The organism is Aminobacter sp. AP02, assembly GCF_003148805.1.
Lineage (GTDB): Bacteria > Pseudomonadota > Alphaproteobacteria > Rhizobiales > Rhizobiaceae > Aminobacter.
Genome location: NZ_QGGX01000010.1, coordinates 197947 through 218998, shown reverse-complemented (window position 1 = coordinate 218998; position 21052 = coordinate 197947). Strand labels below are relative to the sequence as shown.

Annotated in this window: 21 protein-coding genes; 8 read left to right on the top strand and 13 right to left on the bottom strand. The window is 62.6% G+C overall.

What is annotated here, in order from left to right; genetic code table 11:
* From C8K44_RS15310 to C8K44_RS15290, 5 genes are all read right to left on the bottom strand, one after another.
* Positions 1-182 (bottom strand): ATP-binding cassette domain-containing protein (locus C8K44_RS15310; protein ID WP_146203946.1); only part of this gene is annotated, 182 nt, incomplete at its 3' end.
* The gene (locus tag C8K44_RS15305; protein WP_109576641.1) at positions 179-1033 is read right to left on the bottom strand and encodes an ABC transporter ATP-binding protein; all 855 of its coding nucleotides are present in this window, start codon (positions 1031-1033) and stop codon (positions 179-181) included. The genes C8K44_RS15310 and C8K44_RS15305, both read right to left, overlap by 4 nt.
* Position 1034: 1 nt before the next feature.
* A complete protein-coding gene (locus tag C8K44_RS15300; protein WP_109576640.1) occupies positions 1035-1943 on the bottom strand; it encodes an ABC transporter permease subunit in 909 nt (302 codons plus the stop codon).
* A 9-nt stretch (positions 1944-1952) separates the two neighbouring features.
* A complete protein-coding gene (locus C8K44_RS15295) occupies positions 1953-2957 on the bottom strand; it encodes an ABC transporter permease subunit (RefSeq protein WP_109576639.1) in 1005 nt (334 codons plus the stop codon).
* A 110-nt stretch (positions 2958-3067) separates the two neighbouring features.
* Positions 3068-4663 (bottom strand): ABC transporter substrate-binding protein, encoded by a 1596-nt coding sequence (locus C8K44_RS15290; RefSeq protein WP_109576638.1) that lies wholly within the window; start codon positions 4661-4663, stop codon positions 3068-3070.
* A 454-nt stretch (positions 4664-5117) separates the two neighbouring features.
* On the opposite strand from C8K44_RS15290, the gene C8K44_RS15285 reads away from it, so the two are divergent.
* Positions 5118-7262 carry a long-chain fatty acid--CoA ligase gene (locus C8K44_RS15285; protein ID WP_348626334.1) on the top strand — a complete coding sequence of 715 codons (2145 nt, stop codon included), beginning with the start codon at positions 5118-5120 and terminating at the stop codon, positions 7260-7262.
* A gap of 131 nt (positions 7263-7393) precedes the next feature.
* Here C8K44_RS15285 and C8K44_RS15280 read toward each other — a convergent pair whose 3' ends face one another.
* Positions 7394-9382, bottom strand: a complete 1989-nt coding sequence (locus C8K44_RS15280) for a BTAD domain-containing putative transcriptional regulator (protein ID WP_109576637.1) — start codon at positions 9380-9382, stop codon at positions 7394-7396.
* Positions 9383-9547: 165 nt separating this feature from the next.
* Between C8K44_RS15280 and C8K44_RS15275 the strand changes: the two genes are divergently transcribed.
* Positions 9548-10399 (top strand): DUF1194 domain-containing protein, encoded by an 852-nt coding sequence (locus tag C8K44_RS15275; protein ID WP_109576636.1) that lies wholly within the window; start codon positions 9548-9550, stop codon positions 10397-10399.
* Between the two features lie 32 nt (positions 10400-10431).
* Positions 10432-11346 (top strand): DMT family transporter, encoded by a 915-nt coding sequence (locus tag C8K44_RS15270; RefSeq protein WP_109576635.1) that lies wholly within the window; start codon positions 10432-10434, stop codon positions 11344-11346.
* Between the two features lie 26 nt (positions 11347-11372).
* Here the strand turns inward: C8K44_RS15270 and C8K44_RS27305 are convergent, their stop codons facing one another.
* From C8K44_RS27305 to C8K44_RS15260, 3 genes are all read right to left on the bottom strand, one after another.
* Entirely contained in the window at positions 11373-11585 is a 213-nt protein-coding gene (locus C8K44_RS27305) for a hypothetical protein (RefSeq protein ID WP_146203945.1), read from the bottom strand.
* A gap of 445 nt (positions 11586-12030) precedes the next feature.
* Positions 12031-12483 (bottom strand): carbon monoxide dehydrogenase subunit G, encoded by a 453-nt coding sequence (locus C8K44_RS15265; RefSeq protein WP_109576634.1) that lies wholly within the window; start codon positions 12481-12483, stop codon positions 12031-12033.
* 73 nt (positions 12484-12556) lie between these two features.
* Positions 12557-13294, bottom strand: a complete 738-nt coding sequence (locus C8K44_RS15260; protein WP_199227102.1) for a class I SAM-dependent methyltransferase — start codon at positions 13292-13294, stop codon at positions 12557-12559.
* Positions 13295-13486: 192 nt separating this feature from the next.
* On the opposite strand from C8K44_RS15260, the gene C8K44_RS15255 reads away from it, so the two are divergent.
* Complete coding sequence (locus C8K44_RS15255; protein ID WP_109576632.1) at positions 13487-15289, top strand: IlvD/Edd family dehydratase; 1803 nt, start codon at positions 13487-13489, stop codon at positions 15287-15289.
* Between the two features lie 28 nt (positions 15290-15317).
* On the opposite strand, the gene C8K44_RS15250 is transcribed toward C8K44_RS15255, so the two are convergent.
* From C8K44_RS15250 to C8K44_RS15235, 4 genes are all read right to left on the bottom strand, one after another.
* The gene (locus C8K44_RS15250; RefSeq protein WP_245417492.1) at positions 15318-16088 is read right to left on the bottom strand and encodes a thioredoxin family protein; all 771 of its coding nucleotides are present in this window, start codon (positions 16086-16088) and stop codon (positions 15318-15320) included.
* 85 nt (positions 16089-16173) lie between these two features.
* Positions 16174-16623 carry a GFA family protein gene (locus C8K44_RS15245; RefSeq protein WP_109576674.1) on the bottom strand — a complete coding sequence of 150 codons (450 nt, stop codon included), beginning with the start codon at positions 16621-16623 and terminating at the stop codon, positions 16174-16176.
* Between the two features lie 109 nt (positions 16624-16732).
* Entirely contained in the window at positions 16733-17194 is a 462-nt protein-coding gene (locus C8K44_RS15240) for an SRPBCC domain-containing protein (RefSeq protein WP_109576630.1), read from the bottom strand.
* Positions 17178-17531, bottom strand: a complete 354-nt coding sequence (locus tag C8K44_RS15235) for a metalloregulator ArsR/SmtB family transcription factor (RefSeq protein WP_109576629.1) — start codon at positions 17529-17531, stop codon at positions 17178-17180. The genes C8K44_RS15240 and C8K44_RS15235 overlap by 17 nt, the downstream gene beginning before the upstream one ends.
* Positions 17532-17672: 141 nt before the next feature.
* Between C8K44_RS15235 and C8K44_RS15230 the strand changes: the two genes are divergently transcribed.
* The 4 genes from C8K44_RS15230 to C8K44_RS15215 all read left to right on the top strand — a co-directional run bounded on the left by C8K44_RS15230 (position 17673) and on the right by C8K44_RS15215 (position 21049).
* Positions 17673-18380: a DUF6065 family protein gene (locus C8K44_RS15230; RefSeq protein WP_109576628.1), complete on the top strand. Its 708-nt coding sequence runs from the start codon at positions 17673-17675 to the stop codon at positions 18378-18380.
* Positions 18361-18840: a hypothetical protein gene (locus C8K44_RS27525; protein ID WP_158282740.1), complete on the top strand. Its 480-nt coding sequence runs from the start codon at positions 18361-18363 to the stop codon at positions 18838-18840. The genes C8K44_RS15230 and C8K44_RS27525 overlap by 20 nt, the downstream gene beginning before the upstream one ends.
* Before the next feature lie 126 nt (positions 18841-18966).
* A complete protein-coding gene (locus tag C8K44_RS15220; protein ID WP_158282739.1) occupies positions 18967-20553 on the top strand; it encodes a peptide ABC transporter substrate-binding protein in 1587 nt (528 codons plus the stop codon).
* Positions 20554-20650: 97 nt separating this feature from the next.
* Complete coding sequence (locus C8K44_RS15215; RefSeq protein WP_109576626.1) at positions 20651-21049, top strand: hypothetical protein; 399 nt, start codon at positions 20651-20653, stop codon at positions 21047-21049.
* The last annotated feature ends 3 nt before the right edge of the window (positions 21050-21052 follow it).

Below are 21052 nucleotides of genomic sequence, written 5' to 3'. Positions count from 1 at the left end.
GTGAGGATGCGGCCGAGCGTGGACTTGCCGCAGCCGCTTTCGCCGACGATCGCCAGCGTCTTGCCCTTCTCGACCTGGAAGCTCACGCCCTTGACGGCGTGAACGGTCTTGGCCTTCTTCAGGAAGCTGCCCGGCACATGGTAGTCGCGCACGATGTTGCGTGCTTCGAGAATGACGCTCATCGTGCAGCCCCTTCCAGATTCTCGTCGTCGACGAAGAGTTCGGAGATCGTCGGCAGGCGGTCGCCGGTCGCGTTGTCAGGCAAGGCCGCCAGCAGCGCGCGCGTGTAGCTGCTCTTGGGGTTCTCGAACAGCGTCAGCACGTCGGCTTCTTCCATCTTGCGGCCCTTGTACTGCACGACGACGCGGTCCGCGGTCTCGGCCACGACACCCATGTTGTGGGTGATCATGATCAGGCCCATCTTGTGCTCGGCCTGCAGCTTCATCAGCAGGTCGAGGATCTGCTTCTGGATCGTCACGTCGAGAGCGGTGGTCGGCTCGTCGGCAATGAGCAGCTTGGGGTTGCAGGCGATCGCCATGGCGATCATCACGCGCTGGCACTGGCCACCCGACATCTGGTGAGGATAAGAGCCAAGGCGCTCGGCCGGATCGGCAATGCCGACAGATTCAAACAGTTCGATCGCGCGCTTGCGCCGGGCCGCCTTGTCGAGACCCAGGTGCACGCGCAGCACTTCCTCGATCTGGAAGCCGACGGTGAAGCACGGGTTGAGGCTGGCCACCGGCTCCTGGAAGATCATGGCAATATCCTTGCCGATGATCTTGCGCCGTTCGTTGGCGGGCATCGACAAAAGGTCGCGGCCGTTGAAGGTCAGCTTGTCGGCGGTGACGTTGGCGGTCCAGGGCAGCAGCCCCATCGCCGCCAGCATCGACACCGACTTGCCCGAACCGGACTCGCCGACGATGGCGAGAACCTCGCCCTCGTGGACCTTCATCGACACGCCGTCGACCGCCCGGAACGGGCCGGAGGCCGTCTGGAACTCGACGACGAGGTTTTCGATTTCAAGAAGCGCCATGTCAGGACCTCTTCAGCTTCGGATCGAGCGCGTCGCGCAGGCCATCGCCCATCAGGTTGATCGCCAGCACCGTGACCAGGATCGCCACGCCCGGAAGCGTTACCACCCACCACTTGCTCTGGATGAACTCGCGGGCCTCGGCCAGCATCGTGCCCCATTCCGGCGTCGGCGGCTGCGCGCCCATGCCGAGGAAGCCAAGAGCTGCGGCGTCGAGGATGGCGCTCGAAAACGACAGCGTCGCCTGGACGATCAGCGGCGCCATGCAGTTCGGCAGGATGGTCTTGAACATCAGGCGCGTGTTGCCGGCGCCGGCGACCTTGGCGGCGACGACGTAGTCGCGGGTCTTTTCGCTCATCACCGCGGCGCGCGCCAGGCGCACGAAATGTGGCTGGTACACCAGCGAGATGGCAATCATCGCATTGACCAGGCCCGGCCCGAGGATGGCCACCAGCACAAGCGCCAGCAGCAGCGACGGGAAGGCCAGGATGATGTCCATCACGCGCATGATGGCGGTGTCGACCCAGCCGCGGAAGTAGCCGGCGATCACGCCCAGGATGACACCGACGACCAGCGACAGGGCGGTCACGATGACGCCGACGAACAGCGAGAACTGGGTGCCGAAGATAAGGCGCGAAAGCATGTCACGGCCGACCGCGTCGGTGCCGAGCAGGAAGTCGGTGCGCCCGCCCTCCTGCCAGAACGGCGGCACCAGAACCGCGTCGCGGTATTGCTGGGTCGGATCGTGCGGCGCGATCATCGGTGCGAAGAGCGCGAGCAACACCAGGAAGATGAAGAACACGAGGCCGATGACGGCGCCGCGGTTTTCGGAGAAGTAGTACCAGAACTCGGCCAGCCGCGCCCGTCGGGACGGATCGGTCGAAACGGCGCTGGTTGCAGCAGCTTGAGACATTGTGCCCTCCTAGTGCCGGATACGTGGATTGATGAGACCGTAGAGCAGGTCAACGGCAAGGTTCACCAGCATGATGACGGCGGCGATCATGAGCAGACCGCCCTGGATGACAGCGTAGTCGCGCCGCGACACGGAATCGACCATCCACTTACCGATGCCCGGCCACGAGAAGATCGTCTCGGTCAGGATCGCGCCGGCGAGCATGACGCCAACCTGCAGGCCGATGGTCGTGACGACCGGGATCAGGGCGTTGCGCAACGCATGGACGCCGACGACCCGGAAGGCCGACAGGCCCTTGGCGCGCGCCGTGCGTACATAATCTTCCGACAGCACTTCCAGCATCGCCGAGCGCGTCTGGCGCGCGATGACGGCCAGCGGAATGGTGCCCAGAACGATCGTCGGCAGGATCAGGTGGCTGACCGCCGACTTGAAGGCGCCGGCCTGGCCCGAAAGCAGCGAGTCGATGAGCATGAAGCCGGTGACGGGCGGGAAGTAGTACATCAGCGAGATGCGGCCGGAGACGGGCGTCCAGCCGAGCATGCCCGATATCAGCATGATCAGCAGCAGGCCCCACCAGAAGATCGGCATCGAGAAGCCGACAAGGGCTGTGCCCATCATCGCCTGGTCGGCGAAGGAGCCGCGCTTGATGGCAGCGATCATGCCAGCGGGAATACCAAGCACCACGGCAAAGATGATCGCGCACAGCGACAGCTCGACGGTCGCCGGAAACAGCTCGAAGAACTGGTCGACGACAGGCTTCTTGGTGACGATCGAGGTACCGAAATCGCCGTGCACCACGCCCCAGAGATAGTCGAGGTACTGGACGACGATGGGCCGGTCGAAACCGAGCTGGGCGGAGATTTCCGCGTGGCGCTCCGGCGACATGACGCGTTCGCCCGAGAGCAGTGCGACCGGATCGCCGGGCAGAAGGCGGATGAAGGAGAATGCGATGATGGAGACCCCGATGAAAGTCGGGATCAGGACGGCGAGCCGCCCCAACAGGAACCGGAGCATGTCGAACCTTTAAGTGAATGTTCCGAGAAAAGGTAAGGGTAGCACAGAAAGTGCATTGGGGCGCTTGTGATCCAAGCGCCCCAACCCAAGGCTGGCCTGTTTAGGCAACCTTACTCCGTGATGTCAACACCGTCGAAAGCGAAGTCGCCGAGCGGGCTCTGGACGAAGCCTTCGACGTTCTTGCGCATCGGGACAACCGACAGCGAGTGGTCGAGAGTAGCCCACGGAGCCTGCTTCTTGAACACAACCTGGGCTTCTTCATAGAGCTTGGTGCGCTCTGCCACGTCGTTGGTCTCCTTGGCCTTCTTCACGAGCGTGTCGAAGTCCTTGTCGCACCACTGAGCGCGGTTGTTGCCACCCACGGCCGTGCAGCCGAGCAGGGTGTCGAGGAAGTTGTCCGGATCGCCATTGTCGCCGGTCCAGCCGAGGATGACGGCGCCGTCACGGTCCTTGGCCTTCGACTTGTCGAGGTACTCGGCCCACTCGTACGAGACGATCTCGACCGAGACGCCAACCTTGGCGAAGTCGGACTGGATCAGCTCGGCCGCGCGGCGGGCGTTGAGCATGTAGGGACGCGACACCGGCATCGCCCAAACCTTCATCTTCAGGTCCTTGACGCCAGCTTCCTCGAGCATCTTCTTGGATGCTTCCGGATCGTACTTATCGTCCTCGACGGCGTTGTTGTACGACCACATCGTCGGCGGGATCGGGTTCTTGGCAGGCGTTGCAGCGCCCTGGAACACGGCGTCGACAATGGCCTGCTTGTTGATGGCCATGTTGAGGGCCTTGCGGACCTCGGGCTTGTCGAACGGAGCCTGGGTGGTGTTGTAGGCCAGGTACGAGACGTTCAGGCCTTCCTGCTCCATCACCTTCAGGTTCGAGTCAGCCTTCATCGCAGCCACGTCGGCAGCGTTCGGGAACGGCATCAGGTGGCATTCGCCAGCCTTCAGCTTCTGGAAGCGAACAGACGCGTCAGGGGTGATCGCGAAGACGAGATCGTCGATCTTCTGCTTGCCGCCCCAGTAGTCCGCGTTGGCCTTGTAGCGGATGACGGCGTCCTGCTGGTAAGCGACGAACGCGAACGGACCGGTGCCGAGCGGCATCTGGTTCATCTGGTTCATCTTGCCGTCAGCCTGCAGCTTGTCGGCATATTCCTTCGACACGATCGATGCGAACGGCATGGCGATGTTGGCGAGGAACGGAGCTTCCTTGCGGGTCAGGGTGATCTTGACGGTCAGGTCGTCGACCTTTTCGACCGACTTGATCACTTCCGGGAAGCCCATGCCGGCAGCATATTCCCACGAAGCGCCGGTGACGTACTTGTTCCAGGGGTTGTCGGCCTTCAACTGACGGTCGAACGAGAACACGACGTCGTCGGCATTGAAGTCGCGGGTCGGCGTGAAGAACTCGGTGGTCTGGTACTTGACGCCCGGACGCAGCTTGAAGGTGTACTCCAGGCCGTCGTCGGAAACCGTGTAGCTCTCGGCCAGGCCCGGCTCGGTCTCGGTGGTGCCCTTCTTGAACTCGAGCAGGCGGTTGTAGACGGTGTGCGCGGCGGCGTCGAACGTGGTGCCGGCGGTGTAGAGGCCCGGATCGAAGCCTTCAGGCGAACCTTCCGAGCAGTACACGAACGTCTTCGCGCTCGCCGCACCGCTGAGGACGGTTGCAGCCAGCAACGCGGCCGCAAAGGTCGTTTTTTTGATCATTGAACACTCCCTATGATTTTGCCCAAGCCCATCCCTGTCAGGCTCGCAGGCGCGCATATAAGCACCGTTTATTGAGCATTGGAACTCCCCGCCCACCTGCCCTTTGGTAAGCACAATAATTTACCCACAGATGACTTCGAAATAGTGGGGATTCCGCCAGTTCCACTGCATGACGGCGTATTTGAACTTGTGATTAGATTCAGCCGTGGCGAGTTATATCAACGCGATAGCGGACAATTCGGGCTCGCAGACCTGCATGACGCCATGTAATCGCGAATCCTGAAATTCGGCCCGACAGGTGACGTTGGGTGATACTTGCCGTTAACGTCATGTGGCAATACAAACAACTACAACATGCCCCAACGCGGCACTGTTCTTATGCGCTGCGACGTTGACGGGGGCGAAAGCCGGCGGAGCACCACAGCCGGAAACAAGAACATCGAGGGAGGTTGCATTGGCTAAATCCACCGGCAAGGCAAGCAAGGCGCAGACCACCAGCAAGGCGGCAGCCCAGCCAGTCGACAATACGAATTCCGCGACCAAAGCTGCCGTGAAGGCGAAGGCAGCGCCCGCCAAGACGGCAAAGCCGAAGGCAGCACCAGCCAAAGCCGCCTCGGCACCAAAGCCTGCAGCCAAGGCTCCCGCCACAGCCAAGAAAGCCGCTTCCAAGCCAACCACTGCCAGGGTCGAAGCTGCCAAGGCCCCGGCAAAGGCCGAGCCAACCAAGCCAGTTCCTGCCAAAGCTGCCGCCAAGTCGAAGCCCGCTGCCGCAAGAACCAAATCCACGGCCCCGGCAGCCGTGAAGTCTCAAGCCGTCAAGCCGGCGGCCGCAAAGCCGGCGCCAGCCAAGGAAAAACCTGCCGCAAAGACCAATTCGGCTGCCGCGCCCGCGCCTGTGGCCAAGGCAGCTGCCAAGGCAGTGGCCGTAAGGTCCGACGCGAAGCCCTGGCTGAAAAGCTATCCCGCCAACATGCCGGCCGAGATCGCACCGCTGGCCCACAACTCCATCGGCGACCTGCTGTCTGCCGCCTGCCATCAGTATGCCGGCCGCCCGGCCTTTTCGTGCATGGGCAAGTCGCTGAGCTATGGCGAACTCGACCGCATGTCGACGGCCTTCGCCGCTTGGCTTCAGTCCAAGGGGCTGGTCAAGGGCGCCCGCGTCGCGATCATGATGCCCAACGTGCTGCAATATCCCGTCGCCATGATGGCGATCTTGCGCGCCGGCTACACGGTCGTGAACGTCAACCCGCTCTACACGCCGCGCGAACTCGAGCACCAGCTCAATGATTCCGGCGCTGAAGCGATCGTCATCCTCGAAAACTTCGCCACCACGCTCCAGGCCATCATTGCCAAGACCCAGGTCAAGCACGTCGTCGTCGCCTCGATGGGCGAGATGCTCGGCGTCAAGGGCATCCTGGTCAATCTTGTCGTGCGCAAGGTCAAGAAGCTGGTGCCAGCCTGGTCCCTGCCGGGCCACGTCAAGTTCAACTTTGTCCTCCACCAAGGTGCGGCAAAGACGTTCAAACCGGTCGCGGTCAAGGCCGACGACATCGCCTTCCTGCAATATACCGGCGGCACCACCGGCATCTCCAAGGGCGCGATGCTGATCCATTCCAACGTGCTGGCCAATGTCGCCCAGCTCGCTTTGTGGGTCGAGGACGCCTACTCGGTCAGGCCGAAGCCCGCGCATCTGACCTTCGTCTGCGCGCTGCCGCTTTATCATATCTTCGCGCTCACGGTGAATGCGCTGATGGGCATGCAGCAGGGGGCGCTCAACGTCCTCATCCCCAACCCGCGTGACATCCCGGGCTTCGTCAAGGAACTGAAGAAGTTCAAGTTCAACATCTTCCCCGGCCTCAACACGCTGTTCAACGCGCTCACCAACAACGAGGAATTCCGCAAGCTCGACTTCAGCGGGCTGATGCTTAGCCTCGGCGGCGGCATGGCGGTGCAGCGGCCGGTCGCCGAGCGCTGGAAGAAGGCGACGGGCAACCACATCACCGAGGGTTACGGCCTGTCGGAGACGTCTCCCGTGGCGACCGCCAACAAGTGTTCGTCGCCCGATTTCACCGGCACGATCGGCCTGCCCCTGCCCTCCACCGACATCGCCATCCGCGACGAGGACGGCAACGACATGCCGCTCGGCGAGGTCGGCGAGATCTGCATCAGGGGCCCGCAGGTCATGGCCGGCTACTGGAACCGCGCCGACGAGACCGCCAAGGTGATGACATCAGATGGCTACTTCAAGTCGGGCGACATGGGCTTCATGGACGAGCGCGGCTTCACCAAGATCGTCGACCGCAAGAAGGACATGATCCTGGTCTCGGGCTTCAACGTCTATCCCAATGAGCTCGAGGACGTCGTCGCCCAGCATCCCGGCGTGCTCGAAGTCGCGGCCATCGGCGTGCCGGACGAGCATTCGGGCGAAGTGCCCAAGCTGTTTGTCGTGCGCAAGGATCCGAACCTCACCGTCGAGATGCTGATCGCCTACTGCCGCGAAAACCTCACCGGCTACAAGCGCCCGAAACACATCGAGTTCCGCACCGAACTGCCGAAGACCAATGTCGGCAAGATCCTGCGGCGCGAACTCAGGGGATAGCAAGCAACTCCCTCGGAAGATGATGCGGCCGCCGTGGAACCCCACGGTGGCCGATTTTCTTGTGGCCCGCTCGAACCGCAACGCGCCGGAACGATTTCTCGCCAAGACCGGACTCGCCCGTTTTGGTCGAGTTACCTGGGCAGGCCGGCCTTGCCGAGCATGTCCAGGAACCGCTTCTGCTGCTGCTCGCGGACATATCGCGGCACGAAGCCTGGCGAGACATTGCCGAGGCGAAGATCAGGCAACTGGCCGAGGCAGAGTTCCACAGCCCGCCGAGCTTCCTCGAAGTTGCCGCTTGCCGCAGCCGCTGCAGCCCAAAAAAGCGCGCCGCGTGCGAAGTCGGGCTTCGAGCGCATGACATGGCGCGCGCTTTCCAGCGCACCTGCATCGTCGCATGCGGCGAACTTGGCCACCGAGAGCGCATAGTGGCGCCAGAAATCCGCCGGGTCATGAAAGCTCGAGCGGATCGCTTCGGTTGCCTCTTCGATGGCTTCGTTGGTTTGCCCAAGAAACGCACATATCTCGGCGAGGTCGCCGCGGGCATTTGGATAATGCGGGTTGAGAATGAGCGCGTATCTCACTTGCGCGGCGGCTTCGTTGTGCCTGTCGGCACTCAACAGCGCAAACGAAAGCGCGCAGCGGGCAATCTCGTCATCTGGAACAGCGGCAACGGCGGTTTCGGCAAGGCTGATCGCCCTCTTCAGCGTCTCCGGCGTCTTGGCGAAAGCTCCAAGAGCCATGGCAACCGTCGTTGCGAACGACAAGGTCCGCATGGCCTGAGCGCTGTCGGGATCGATCTCCAGCGCACGTTCGGCCAGTGCCACCGAGGCCGACAGAGATGCCCTGGTCATCTCGTAATATTTGACCACCGCGCGGTTTACGAGAAGGCGCGCGGCGGGATCATCCAAGGGCGCCTTGTCGCGCACTTTCCAGCGGGCTCGCAACAGGTGCACCCGCGTGGCAAACGCCATCGACTGGGCAACCTTGTCCTGAAAATCCAGAGCTTCTTCCACGGCCCCGTCATACCGCTCTGCCCAGATATGATCACCGGCAGATGCATCGACAAGGTGGGCATTGACGCGCAGATGCTCGTTCGTTCGCTGCACGCTCCCGCCCAGAATGTAACGTACACCGAGCCTCGAAGCGATCTCGGCGATGCGCGGCGAGTCCGCCCTGAAATCGGATGGTACCTCATCCGCTCGGATGATGAGTTCCTTGTGCGGCGAAAGTTCCGTGACAATGGCTTGCGCGAGCCCCCTCGAAACAAGCTCTTCGCCCTGGCTTCCAGTCAAATTGACAAAGAGCTGAACGCCGACCGAGGGTCGCTGCTCCATGGATTGTTGCGTGCGATCGGCAAATGCCGGTGCTTTCCAGTCGCGGGCAGGCTGGGGCGTGACGATGGTCTGCCGCAATCGCTCCGTCTCGGGGCTGGGCTGGACGCCGAACTCCCTGCCCAGCATGTCCCTGCACAAATCATATTGTCTGAGCGCGAGGTCGCGATGACCGTTACGGGCCAACATCTCCATCATGAGGCGATGCGAGCTTTCCCCCGTTGGTTCTATCGTCAAAAGGCGACGCGCAAAGTCGAGACCATGTTTCCCGCTCGCCTCGCGTGCCAGCCGTTCCAGCGCAATGATCGCGACGCCGGCCAGCCTCCCCCGCTCTGCCGAAGCCCAGTCCTCGAAGATGTCGCTTCCGGCAAAAAAACCGTCGAGGAACGGACCTGTGTAGATGTCCGCCAACGTGTGGCCATCGTCCATGGACCCGGTCGCCGCCGCGCTAAGGAAGCGGTGGACGTCGCAGTTGACCGAAAGCGGCCTGAGACCCACGAGGTCATGGCGGGAGAACAGGATGTCGGGATCGTACGGAGAGAGCTCACGGCGCAACATCGCCAACGTCTGCCGCAAGCTGTTTCTCGCGTGCCAGTTGTCGGCACTGCTCCAAAGAAGGTCGCTGAGCTTGTCCCTGGACGCGGCCATGCCCTGGCATTGGCAAAGATAGGCAATGAGCGCCAGGCTCTTCTTGCCCGAAATGGAAACCGTCTCGCCATCGGCCGTCTGCAGGCGCGCGCCGCCAAGCAAGAGGACTCTGATCGGGCGGCGATGGCGACCTAGAGCCATGGCTGCAGCCCCACGCTCCGCTCAGCGCCCATGGCGCCGGAAGGCGTTTGCCGGACCTGGACCGCGGGCCCCATTTTAACGTTCCTCTAACGCCAGACAAGCGCCGCACTGACGCGTACTTGGTAACCTTCCTCTACGTCAGCGTGCAAGTACAAAGAGGCGGAGATGGCCACCAAACGCTCTGAATACCGCTTGATCGTGCTGTGCATGACCTTGCTGCAGGCGCTACTTCTGGTACCGCCTGGCAACACACGCGCCGCGGATAGACCGGCAGACCATACGACAGTCGATGTCGCCATTGTCCTTGCCGCCGACGTCTCCGCTTCGATGACCGAGGAAGAGCTGGAGTTCCAGCGCATAGGTTACGCCGAGGCGCTGCGCTCGATCGATGTCCTGACTGCGATCCGCACAGGCTACGCGGGGCGCATCGCGGTGACCTATGTCGAATGGTCGGGAAACGGTTCAGCCCGCGTCGTCGTTAATTGGACCGTCATCGACAACAGCACCTCTGTCGCCGAGGTGGCAGAGACGATCCGGTCCTTCACGAGCATACCCTCGCGGCGTGGCGGTGGGGCGCGCACGTCCATTTCGCATGCATTGCGCTTTGGCGTGGCCCAATTCAGCAAGCTGCCCTGGGCCGCGACTCGCCATGTCATCGACATTTCGGGTGACGGAATCAACAATGACGGCGGGCCTGTGGAGGCGGCGCGAGATCTCGCGCTTGACGCTGGCATCGCGATCAACGGCCTGCCCATCGGCAATGACAGCAACAGCGGAGAACCGATTTCGGCCTACTACGCACGCGCGGTCATTGGTGGCGAAAACGCATTCATCGAGCCCGCCGCGTCGATCCGTGATTTTCAGATTGCCCTGCAGCGAAAGCTCCAGCGCGAGATTGCCAACCTGGATGGAATGTCGACCAAGGCAGCGTCGATTACGCCGGCGCAGGGCGCCAGCTCCCAGCACGCGACAATGGAGAGACTGGCGCGCCACGGCGCTGCCCGCGACGACGGTTAGACCGTTCGTTCGTCAACCCACATGGGGTCACCATGACGCGCTTGCACGCCAATGCGCTGCTTTTCCTGGCTGCGTTTTGCTGGGGAGTTGGAAATGTCGCTCAAAAGACCGTGCTCGACGACCTTGGTCCGATCCTCGCCATGGGCTTGCGGGGAATGATTGCTCTGATCGTGGTCGCGCCGTTCTTGTGGCGAGAGACCAAGTCCAGCGCGCCTCCGACAGGCGGGCAATGGCGGGCACTGGCAAAGGTATCCGTCTTCTTCCTTCTTGCGCTGGCCTCCCAGCAACTGGCCTACGGCGGAACGTCGGTCACCAATGCTAGCTTCCTTGTCAACACCACGGTGGTGTTCACGCCCGTATTTGCGTGGCTGATGCTTCGGGAGCGGCCCGACCTCGTGCTGGTGCCGTCAGTTGGCCTGGCCGTCTGTGGCATCTTGCTGATGAGCGGCGGATTGGGCGCGCTGCGGTGGGGTGACGCCGCCTGTGTTGCCTCGGCGGTACTCTATTCGGTTTGGATTGTCCTTGTCGCCAATGTGGCACGTGCATTCGATCGGCCATTCATCATCGCAGGCTGCCAGTTCTGCCTTGCGGGCTTTGTGGGCATCACGTTCGGCCTGATCTTCGAGAACATCAGCTGGCAGGCGCTTGCTGCCGCGGCACCCGAGCTTGCCATGCTCGGCGTTATCTCGACGGGCCTCGCCTATACACTCCAGGCCGTTGCCCAGCGCCACACGTCACCTTCCCATTCGGCCATCATCATGAGTGCTGAAAGCATCTTCGGCGCCGCTGCCGCCTCGATGCTACTCGGCGAGCGGATGAACCTGATGAACGGTGTCGGCGCAGCGACGATACTGGCGTCGATCATTCTCCTTCAGGTGCCCGCGCAGCTTGTTTTCGGTAAGCGTTTGACAAGGCTGGCGGCCGCGATGGCCTACACAAAGCGATAGGCAAGACACGCATTCTCGCTAAGGCTTCAGATGCGCGTCGACGCGTAAAGGCCGGTCAGCGCCGGTCCGGAGCTGAAGTACCCCGGCTGTTTTGCCCGGCAAGATGGAAGCAACTTGAATTTCGTTGCTGCTTTTTCTGCCGAATTGGCAGCAACTCTGTCACCAACCACCGTGGATAGCCGCGCCCGTTTTTCCACGCCCTTGAATCCCGTTTTATCATTCTCCTCGCGATCTTCCACGGGACTCCGGTGCGCACCGGGTGTCGGAGGGAAGCGCCGGTGCCGGGCTGGTGGGAGGTCGGTTCTCCCACTGGGTGATGAGCCCCCAAGTCCGGGCCTTGCGGCGGCTGGCGGTGCGACAAGCACTGAGGCGACTGAGCGGGCAAGAACACCGGGCGGGGCGCGAAGGTTCGCGCCACATACAAACTATCGGAAGGCACGGCCTCGCGCCCCGCTTCCCGAGTTCCTCATCCTGAGCTTGTCGAAGGATGACAATGGCCAGACCGGCAACGGGGCGTGGCGGTGAATAAGTGTGGCTTCTTCTCCCCGTTCACGGGGAGAAGGTCCCGGCAGAGGGATGAGGGGCAGCGCAAAACTTTGGCCCCTTGGCCCCGCCCCTCACCCGGCCTCCCGAGTTAGTCGAGGGGCGGGCCACCCTCTCCCCGCAAACGAGGCGAGGGAAATCCTACGCCCCGCCGACTTTCTCGCCAAAAGCCGAAAAGAACTGCCCCGCGAGCTTCTTCGAGGTCGAGGTGATCAGGCGGCTGCCGAGTTGGGCGATCTTGCCGCCGACATCGGCCTTGGCCTCATATTTCAGGATAGTGGAACCGGGCCCGTCTTCGGTCAGCGTGACATCCGCTCCGCCCTTGGCGAAACCGGCGATGCCGCCCTTGCCCTCGCCCTCGATGGTATAGGAGTGCGGCGGATTGAGGTTTTTCAGCGTGACCTCGCCCGCAAAGGTCGCCTTGATCGGGCCGACCTTGAGCACGACCTTGGCGGCCATCTCGGTCGGCGAGTTCATCTCCAGGCTCTCGCAGCCTGGAATGCTCTCTTTCAGGATTTCGGGGTCGTTGAGCGCCTTCCACACCACATCGATGGGGGCGGCTATCTTTTCTTCGCCTTCGATCACCAGGGCCATGCGCAATCCTCCCGAATTCCGATCCTTGAGGGGTAACGCAGCCTCCAGCTATTGTCCATCACACCGGCATCGGTCAGCCCTTGTGGCCGATCGGAATGATCTCGCGCAGGTCAGGCGCATAGGGCGCGCCCTGCCAGCTGCCGAGCCAGCGATCGACGACGAGCCCCGCCTCGGCCATCATCGCGGCGAGCCGCTCCTTGTCGGCAAAGGCGATGCGCGAGCGGGCATGAAAGCGCTGGCCAGTTGCCGGCACACGGTAAAACGTATCGTAGGTGACGATGCCGGTGGCCTCGTCGCAAACGGCATCGTTCCATGCCTCGACCGCACCGTAGACCGGATGCTCAGCGGTGCGCTGCGAGTCGGCAGGCCCCCAGTTCAGCCAGCTCTTGGCCGCGGGATTGCGCGTGTCGAAGATGAAGCGTCCGCCTGGCGCGAGGTGGGCGGCGATGGTGTCGAGTGCCGCCCTTTGATCCTCGGCTGTCAGGAACACCTGGAAGGCGTGGCCGGTCAGAAGCACCAGGTCGAAGCTCTTGCCAAGCCGAAGCGACCGCGCATCGCCCTCGACCCATTCGACCCGGTCGCCGCCGGGGCGTTTGCGGGCGACATTCAGCATGGCGGGGGCCGGATCGACGCCAGTGACTGCGCGGTCTGGGGACAGCATCGTGGTCAGCATGCCGGTGCCGCAGCCGAGGTCGAGCACGGTTTTAGCCCCGCCGGCAAACTCGAGGCAAAAATCGACGTCGTCGCCGCCTTCGTTTTCGAGGTCGTAGAACTGGACAAGCTCCGGGTCGATATAGAGACGGTCGTCGATCAAAGCACTGGTCCTCGCTGCATTGCGCCGGTTTCATAGCATTGCGACGGCCCAAGGACAGCCCCACGAGTAGGACCAGTGCCGCCTTCGAAACCGGCGCGCTCAGATGTCTCAACCGCCGGCCCCTTCGTCGCCCTTGCAGCGATTTGGTCCTTGCCATAACGATGCAGGTCCGGATTTCGGGAGGAATTTATGGCCGTCGACAAGACCACGAAGAAGCTCCGTTCGCAGGAGTGGTTCGACAACCCCGACAATCCCGGCATGACCGCGCTTTATCTCGAACGCTACCTGAATTTCGGCCTGACTCGCGAGGAGCTGCAGTCGGGCAAGCCGCTGATCGGCATCGCCCAGACCGGGTCGGACCTGTCGCCGTGCAACCGCCACCACATCGAACTCGCCAAGCGCGTGCGCGACGGCATCATCGCCGCCGGTGGCGTGCCGTTCGAGTTTCCCTGCCACCCGATCCAGGAGACCGGCAAGCGTCCGACCGCTTCGCTCGACCGCAACCTCGCTTATCTCAGCCTCGTCGAAGTGCTCTACGGCTACCCGCTCGACGGCGTGGTGCTGACCATCGGCTGCGACAAGACAACGCCAGCGCTTCTGATGGCGGCGGCCACCGTCAACATCCCGGCGATCGCCCTGTCGGTCGGGCCAATGCTCAATGGCTGGCACAAAGGCGAGCGTACCGGCTCGGGCACCATCGTGTGGAAGTCGCGTGAAAAGCTTTCAGCCGGTGAGATCGACTACGACCAGTTCATGGACATCGTCGCCTCGTCAGCACCTTCGGTCGGCTATTGCAACACCATGGGCACGGCAACGACGATGAACAGCCTAGCCGAGGCGCTGGGCATGCAACTGCCCGGCTCGGCGGCGATCCCGGCACCTTATCGCGAGCGCGGCCAGATCTCCTACGAGACCGGCAAACGCGTCGTCGACATGGTGCGCGAGGATCTGAAGCCATCCGACATCATGACGCGCGAAGCCTTCGAAAATGCCATCGTCGTCAATTCGGCGATCGGCGGCTCGACCAACGCGCCGATCCACCTCAACGCGATTGCCCGACACTTGGGCGTGCCGCTCGACAATGACGACTGGCAGAAGATCGGCCACCACGTGCCGTTGCTGGTCAACCTCCAGCCCGCCGGCGAGTATCTCGGCGAGGACTACCACCACGCCGGCGGCGTGCCTGCCGTTGTGTCGGAGCTGATGAAGGCAGGCCTGCTGCCGCACCCGAACGCGGTCACCGTCAACGGCAGGACCATGGGCGAAAATTGCGGCGCGGCGGAAAACCACGACGAAAAGGTCATCCGCGCCGTCGCCGACCCGTTGAAGAAGGATGCCGGCTTCATCAACCTCAAGGGCAATCTGTTCGACAGCGCGATCATGAAGACCAGCGTGATCTCGAAGGAATTTCGCAACCGCTATTTGTCGAACCCCAGGGACCCCGGCGCCTTCGAAGGCACGGCAAAAGTGTTCGACGGGCCGGAAGACTATCACGCCCGCATCGACGATCCCGCAGAGAACATCGACGAGAACACCGTGCTGTTCATGCGCGGTGCGGGCCCGGTCGGCTATCCCGGCGGCGCGGAAGTGGTCAACATGCAGCCGCCGGCCTATCTGCTCAAGCGCGGCATACACTCGCTGCCCTGCATCGGTGACGGCCGCCAGTCAGGAACGTCGGGCTCGCCTTCGATCCTCAACGCCTCGCCGGAAGCCGCCGTCGGCGGTGGGCTGGCGCTGCTGAAATCGGGCGACCGGGTGCGCATCGACCTGAACAAAGGCACCGCCGACATTCTGGTCAGCGACGACGAGATCACCCGTCGCCGCGCCGAACTGCACAACCATGGCGGATACCATTTCCCGGCGCACCAAACGCCATGGCAGGAAATCCAGCGCGGCATGGTCGACCAGCTGTCCGAGGGCATGGTGCTGAAGCCGGCGGTGAAGTACCAGCGCGTGGCGCAGACCAAGGGCATCCCGCGCGACAATCACTAGCGCGCGGAATGTACCGTCCCGGCGGCGCTCAGCCGTGCTTGCCGCAGCCGCAGTCGGCCGGGTGGTAGCGCCCGGTCATCTCGACCATGCCGCCCTTGCCATACATGTCATGCGGCCGGACCCAATCGGTGAGCAGGTGGAACGGGCCGTTCTCGGCCCGTCCCTTTGGCATCACGTCGAGAAAACCATAGATGCCGAGGAACTGCTCGGCGCCGCGCCCGAAGGTGGAATAGGTGAGGTAGATCTGCCCGTCGACATCCTTGAAGAAGACGCTGTCGCCGGACAGATCCTCGATCTCGAAGTCGAGCGGCGCGTAGTTGTAGCTGGCCTTCTTCGCGGCCAGTTGCTCGGGCGTATAGGAAACATTGAAGTCGTAGTTGAAGTCGCTGGCAAAGGACGAGACGAAACGCGCCCGCCAACCCATGCGCGCCTTCAACGCATCGACCTCGGCGATAGGCGCACGCGCCACGGCGACATAACTCACGTCATGGTTTTCGAGATGGACCAGCACGCTGTCGACATTGTCCATTTCGAATGAGCAGCCGACGCAGTGATGCTGCTGGCCTGGCGCCATCATGAAATGCTTGATGAACAGCTGGCTGCGCCCATCGAACAGCTCGGACAGCGACAGCCGGCCTTCGGGACCGTCGAAATAGTACGGCTTGTCGATACTGACCCACGGCAACTCGCGCCGCTCGGCGCTGAGCTGGTCGCGCGCCTTGGTCATCGCTTTTTCCCTGGCGAGCAGGGCGCGCCGCGCCACCAGCCAGTCTTCCCTCGACACGATTTCATGCTGCATTTCGCTCTCCATCGTTTGGACACAGGTTCTCCATCGGCAGCCGGAGGGCGGCCGTCATGCAAGGCTGCGAGCTGTTGGTGCTCGGTTAGAGGTAGGAGGCCACCGCAGGCGGGCGGTCCCAGGCGTCGTTCTTGCCGTCCTCGTAGATGATAGGCACGGCGGCCAGTTCCTCCGGCGTGACGTCATCGAGGCAAGCAATGTTCACGGCATAGAAGTCGCCACCCATGATCTCGAAGCTTGCCGAGGCGAAGGGGTGGACGCCGCAGCGGCTGCAGAAAGTGTGGCGGATGGCGGACGTGCCGAAGCGGTATTCGGTCAGCATGTGCGCGCCCGAGGTGACGGAAAAACCGGCAGGACGGGCGAAGTCCTTCCAAAAGCGCGTCTTGGCGCACCAGGAGCAGTTGCAGCGGAAGCTCGACGTCCACCAGACGCCGTCAAGTTCGGGCTTCGAGCGCTGGCCCTCGGGTGCTAGATCGAGCTGACATTCGAAATGCACCGCCCCGCAATGGCAGCTGCCGCGATAGGTCTTCAGCATCGTCGTCTCCAAGCATGGCTCGTCGTTCCGATGATCGACAACGATTAGCGGCGACAGCGGTTTCATTCGGCAGTCGGCGCGCCGTAGGCTTAGGCCGGCGCGCAACAACTCAGACGACGGGACGGCCGGCGAGCGCGTCGCCAAGGCGATCGAGGCATTCGCCCCAGCCACCCAGATGCGAGTCGCGGGTTTCGACGTCGAGGAACGGCTCCTGGCGGAAGGTCAGACGCGTACCGTCGCCCTCGGGCTTCAATGTCACGGTCACCAGTGTCTGCCAGTCGGGATCGTGATCCCAGGCGAATGTGAAGACGATCCTCTCGTTCTCGACGATCTCGCGGAAGGTGCCTGACATGCCGTTCTGGTCATAGCCGTGGATCAGCAGGTGGTAGCTGCCGCCCTTGCGGAATTCGTGCTTCTTGCAGCTCGACGTGAAACCCTTCGGCCCCCACCAGCGTGTCAGGTGCTCTGGGCTGGACCACATGCGGAAGACGAGCGCCGGCGGCGCATCGAAGACCCTGGAGAGTTCGAGGAAAAGCGACTGTGCGGCGACGGTGTCAGTTCTTGCGGTCATCCGGATCTCCCTTGGGCGTTTGCAGTTCCTTGAGATAATCGGCCATGCGGTCGAAACTCGCGTCCCAGAAGCGGCGGTAGCGCTCGACCCAGTTGGCAATGTCCTTGAGCGGCCCGGCCTCGAGCCGGCACGGGCGCCATTGCGCCTCGCGGCCGCGGCTGATGAGGCCGGCGCGCTCCAGCACCTTGAGGTGGCGCGAAATGGCCGGCAGGCTCATCTCGAACGGTTCGGCCAGCTCATTGACGGTTGCCTCGCCCTGCGCGAGCCGGGCAAGGATGGCTCGCCGGGTCGGGTCGGCGAGGCTGGCGAACGTGGCGTCGAGGCGATCTTCGGTCATTTATTTAGCATGATTGTTAATTAACACATCTGTTAACTAAAGCCGAAACGGAGCTGAGTCAAGAGCACGCGCTTGTTGCCGGGCCGATGGAATAGAGGCGGCTGTCGCCCGTTGTCCCCGGCATCATCAAGGAGATGCCAGATGTTCCTTTCGCCCAAGCCGCGCTCGATACGCTTTCTCTGCCGCCCCGAGGACGACGGCGTGATCCCGCCGCCGGTGCCGGCCAAGACCTTCCTGCCCGACTGGTTCCGCAAGCTGCCGGCTGTCGACCCAGAGAAGCTGTCGGCCGGCGACAGCGGGCTGACGGTCAAGCGCTGCATGCCGTTTCTCGACGCCATGACCGCTGGCTGGATCATCCGGCTGGCGGCGACCGTGCGCATGGAGATTTCGGACGGCGGCAAGACAGTCGATACCGCCTGGGATTTCGACCGCACGCTGGTCAGCAACCACGGCGCCCACCAGGTCACCGGCAACCCCCGCGCACCGCTGCCGCCATGCAAGTTCCACAACTACTGGAGCATCCGCACGCCGCCGGGCTGGAGCTGCCTGTTCGTACAGCCGCTGAACCGGCCGAACGGCATCTTCGAGATCGTCTCCGGCGTGGTCGACACCGACAGCTACACAGCCGAGATCCATTTCCCGTTCTTCGCCACCGGCGCGGACGGGCTGCACATCATCGAAAAGGGCGCGCCGATCGCGCAGGTCATTCCCTTTGAACGCAAGGCGCTGGAACTTTCGGCCGACATCCGTGCCGAGAGCGACCACGAAAAGCAGGACCGCAACCGCGTCTTCCGCAACACCATCGCCTCCGACGGCTGGTATCGTAAGTTTGCCCGTGCCCAGCGCTAACTTTCATCGGGCACAAAAAAAGGGGCCGGAGGCGAACCACCGGCCCTTTTTCCCTGATCCGCTTGGGGTTCAATCGTCGTCGGACGACGAGTTCGACGAACTGTTCGAGCTCGAGTTCGACGAAGAGTTCGAGCTGGAATTGGACGACGAGTTGGAACTCGAATTGCTCGATGAGTTGGACGAGCTGTTGGAGCTCGAGTTGTTCGACGAGTTCGAAGAACGGTTGGAACTCGAATTGTCCGAAGAATTGGACGAGCGGTTGCTGCTTGAATTCGACCAGCCGTTGCGTCCGCTCGAATTCTTTCCGCCCGAAACCACCGACTTGAAGAAACTCGAAATATCGCTGTCCGCCATTGCAGACGTCTGGCTTGCAGGGGCTGCAACAAGCAATGCGCCAATTACGGCAAATATCTTTTTCATCTTCCATCTCCTGTTCGGCAACCTTGGTGATTGCCTGTGAGGAACGGGAGATGCTCCGTTCTATTCCCCCGGCGGCAGAAAAATCCGGGAACGTGCGCAAGGGCGAGCGATTTCGCGCGCGCAACCCGCTGGTGTATGTTGAGCCAGCAACAGAGGTGGAATGGCCATGCGCAATCGCATCGCATCCTGGCTGAGTGCATTCATCCTGATTCCCATGCTGCTGACGGACGCTGCCTTGGCGGCGACGATCGATATCCAGACCTCTGCCGAGCCGGCGACACTCGACCCGCAAAAGCTCACCGGCGATTGGCCGGACCTGATCGTCGGCGATCTGTTCGAAGGTCTGGTCACCGAAGACCCGTCCGGCAACCCGGTGGCCGGCCAGGCCGCATCCTGGAAGGTGTCGGCGGACGGGCTGACTTACACATTCAAGCTGCGCGACGGGCTGAAATGGAGCGACGGAGAGCCACTACAGGCGAGCGACTTTCTGTTTGGCCTGCGCCGCCTACTGGACCCCAAGACCAAGGCCGAGTTTGCTTTCATCCAGTTCCCGGTCAAGAACGCCGAGGCCTTCAACAACGGTATCGTGACCGACCCAGCCGCGCTCGGGATGGCTGCTCCCGACGCCAAGACACTCGAAATCAAGCTCGAACGGCCGATGCCCTATTTCCTGCAGGCGCTGGTGCAGGCGAGTGCCTATCCAGTGCCGCAGCACATCATCGAGAAGTTCGGCGATGACTGGGCCAAGCCGGAACATCTGGTGGGCAATGGCGCCTTCAAACTCGCCGAATGGAAGCCTGGGAAGACGCTGCGCGCGGTAAAGAACGACAATTATCGGGCGGCAGACGAGGTCGAAGTCGACGAGGTCGTCTATCATATCCTAGCCGATGAAGCCGCGACGCTCGCGGCGTATGAGGCTGGCGACTTCGGCATCGCCACCCAATTCCCCGCCCTGGAGATGAAAAGGCTGGAGACGAGCAGGCCAGGCGAGGCGCGCATCACGCCGACGCTCGGCATCTGGTACTACGTGCTGAACATGAAGACGCCGCCCTTCAACGATCCACAGTTGCGGCGCGCATTGTCGATGGCAATCGACCGCGAGCAATTGGGCGCGGGCGTGCTGGAGACAGGACAGGCTGCCGCCTATGGGATGGTGCCGCCCGGCGTGCCGGGCTTCGGCGCCACCCCCTATGCGCCCGATTGGAGAGTGAAATCATACGAGCAGCGCGTGGCGGAGGCGGCAGCGCTGATGCAATCCGCCGGCTACGGACCCGACAAGCCACTCAAATTCCAGCTACGCACATCCGACTTGCCTCCACAGATCAAGGTCAGCGAAGCAGTGGCAGCCGCGTGGAAGGGGATAGGCGCGGAGGCCGAGTTCGTGAGGGCGCCAATTCCCGAACATCAGAGCGCGCTCAACAGGCACGATTTCGCCGGCGGCTCCACGCGCTGGATTCTAGACTATTCAGACGCCGCCGACTCCCTGGCGCTCATGAAAACCGGCCATCCCAACAATTATCCGAGCTACTCGAACCCGGCCTTCGACCGGCTGCTTGAGCTGGCGGCAACCGAACAGGACGCAGCGGAGCGGGCAGCGTTGCTGAGGGCCGCCGAAAGGCTGGCACTCGACGAAACGGCAGTCATTCCGCTGACCTGGGCGGTGTCGAAAAATCTTGTGTCGCCGAAAGTTGCCGGCTTCGAAGACAACGTCCGCAACGTTCACCGCTCGCGCTGGCTGGCGCTCAAGGAGTAGTTGGCCAACGTTGCCCTGTTACCGGTGACTTGCACCGGTCGACCTTTGTATTCCGTTTCCGAACCACCTAATTGGTTGGGAAACGGAATGGGACATCATGGCCAGACGACGTTCTTCCCTTGGATTCCTCGGCATGTTCGGCCGCTCGGGCGATCTGCGCGAGCTGGACACGGCCTTGCGCGGTGTCGATCTGTATCCAGCGCTGGTTCCGGAAGGCGTAAAGCTCACCATCGTCAATTTGATGAAGGATCAATGGCCAAACGATCCACCGTCCCAGGCCTACCCGCCGGTGGCGCAACTGTTCGGCTACTGCATCGCCGGACCGGAAGCGTTCGAGCGGGCCAATGGCCACGACTCCATGGAAGAAGCCGAGCAACGCATCGAGGGCGCACTGGAAGCCGGCGAGGGTTTCGATGCGGAGATCGTGTTGCTTGCGCTTCATGCCAAGCTGATCAACCCCGAGGTGGTCGAGCGCTTCGGGTTGAGCAGCGACTAGCGG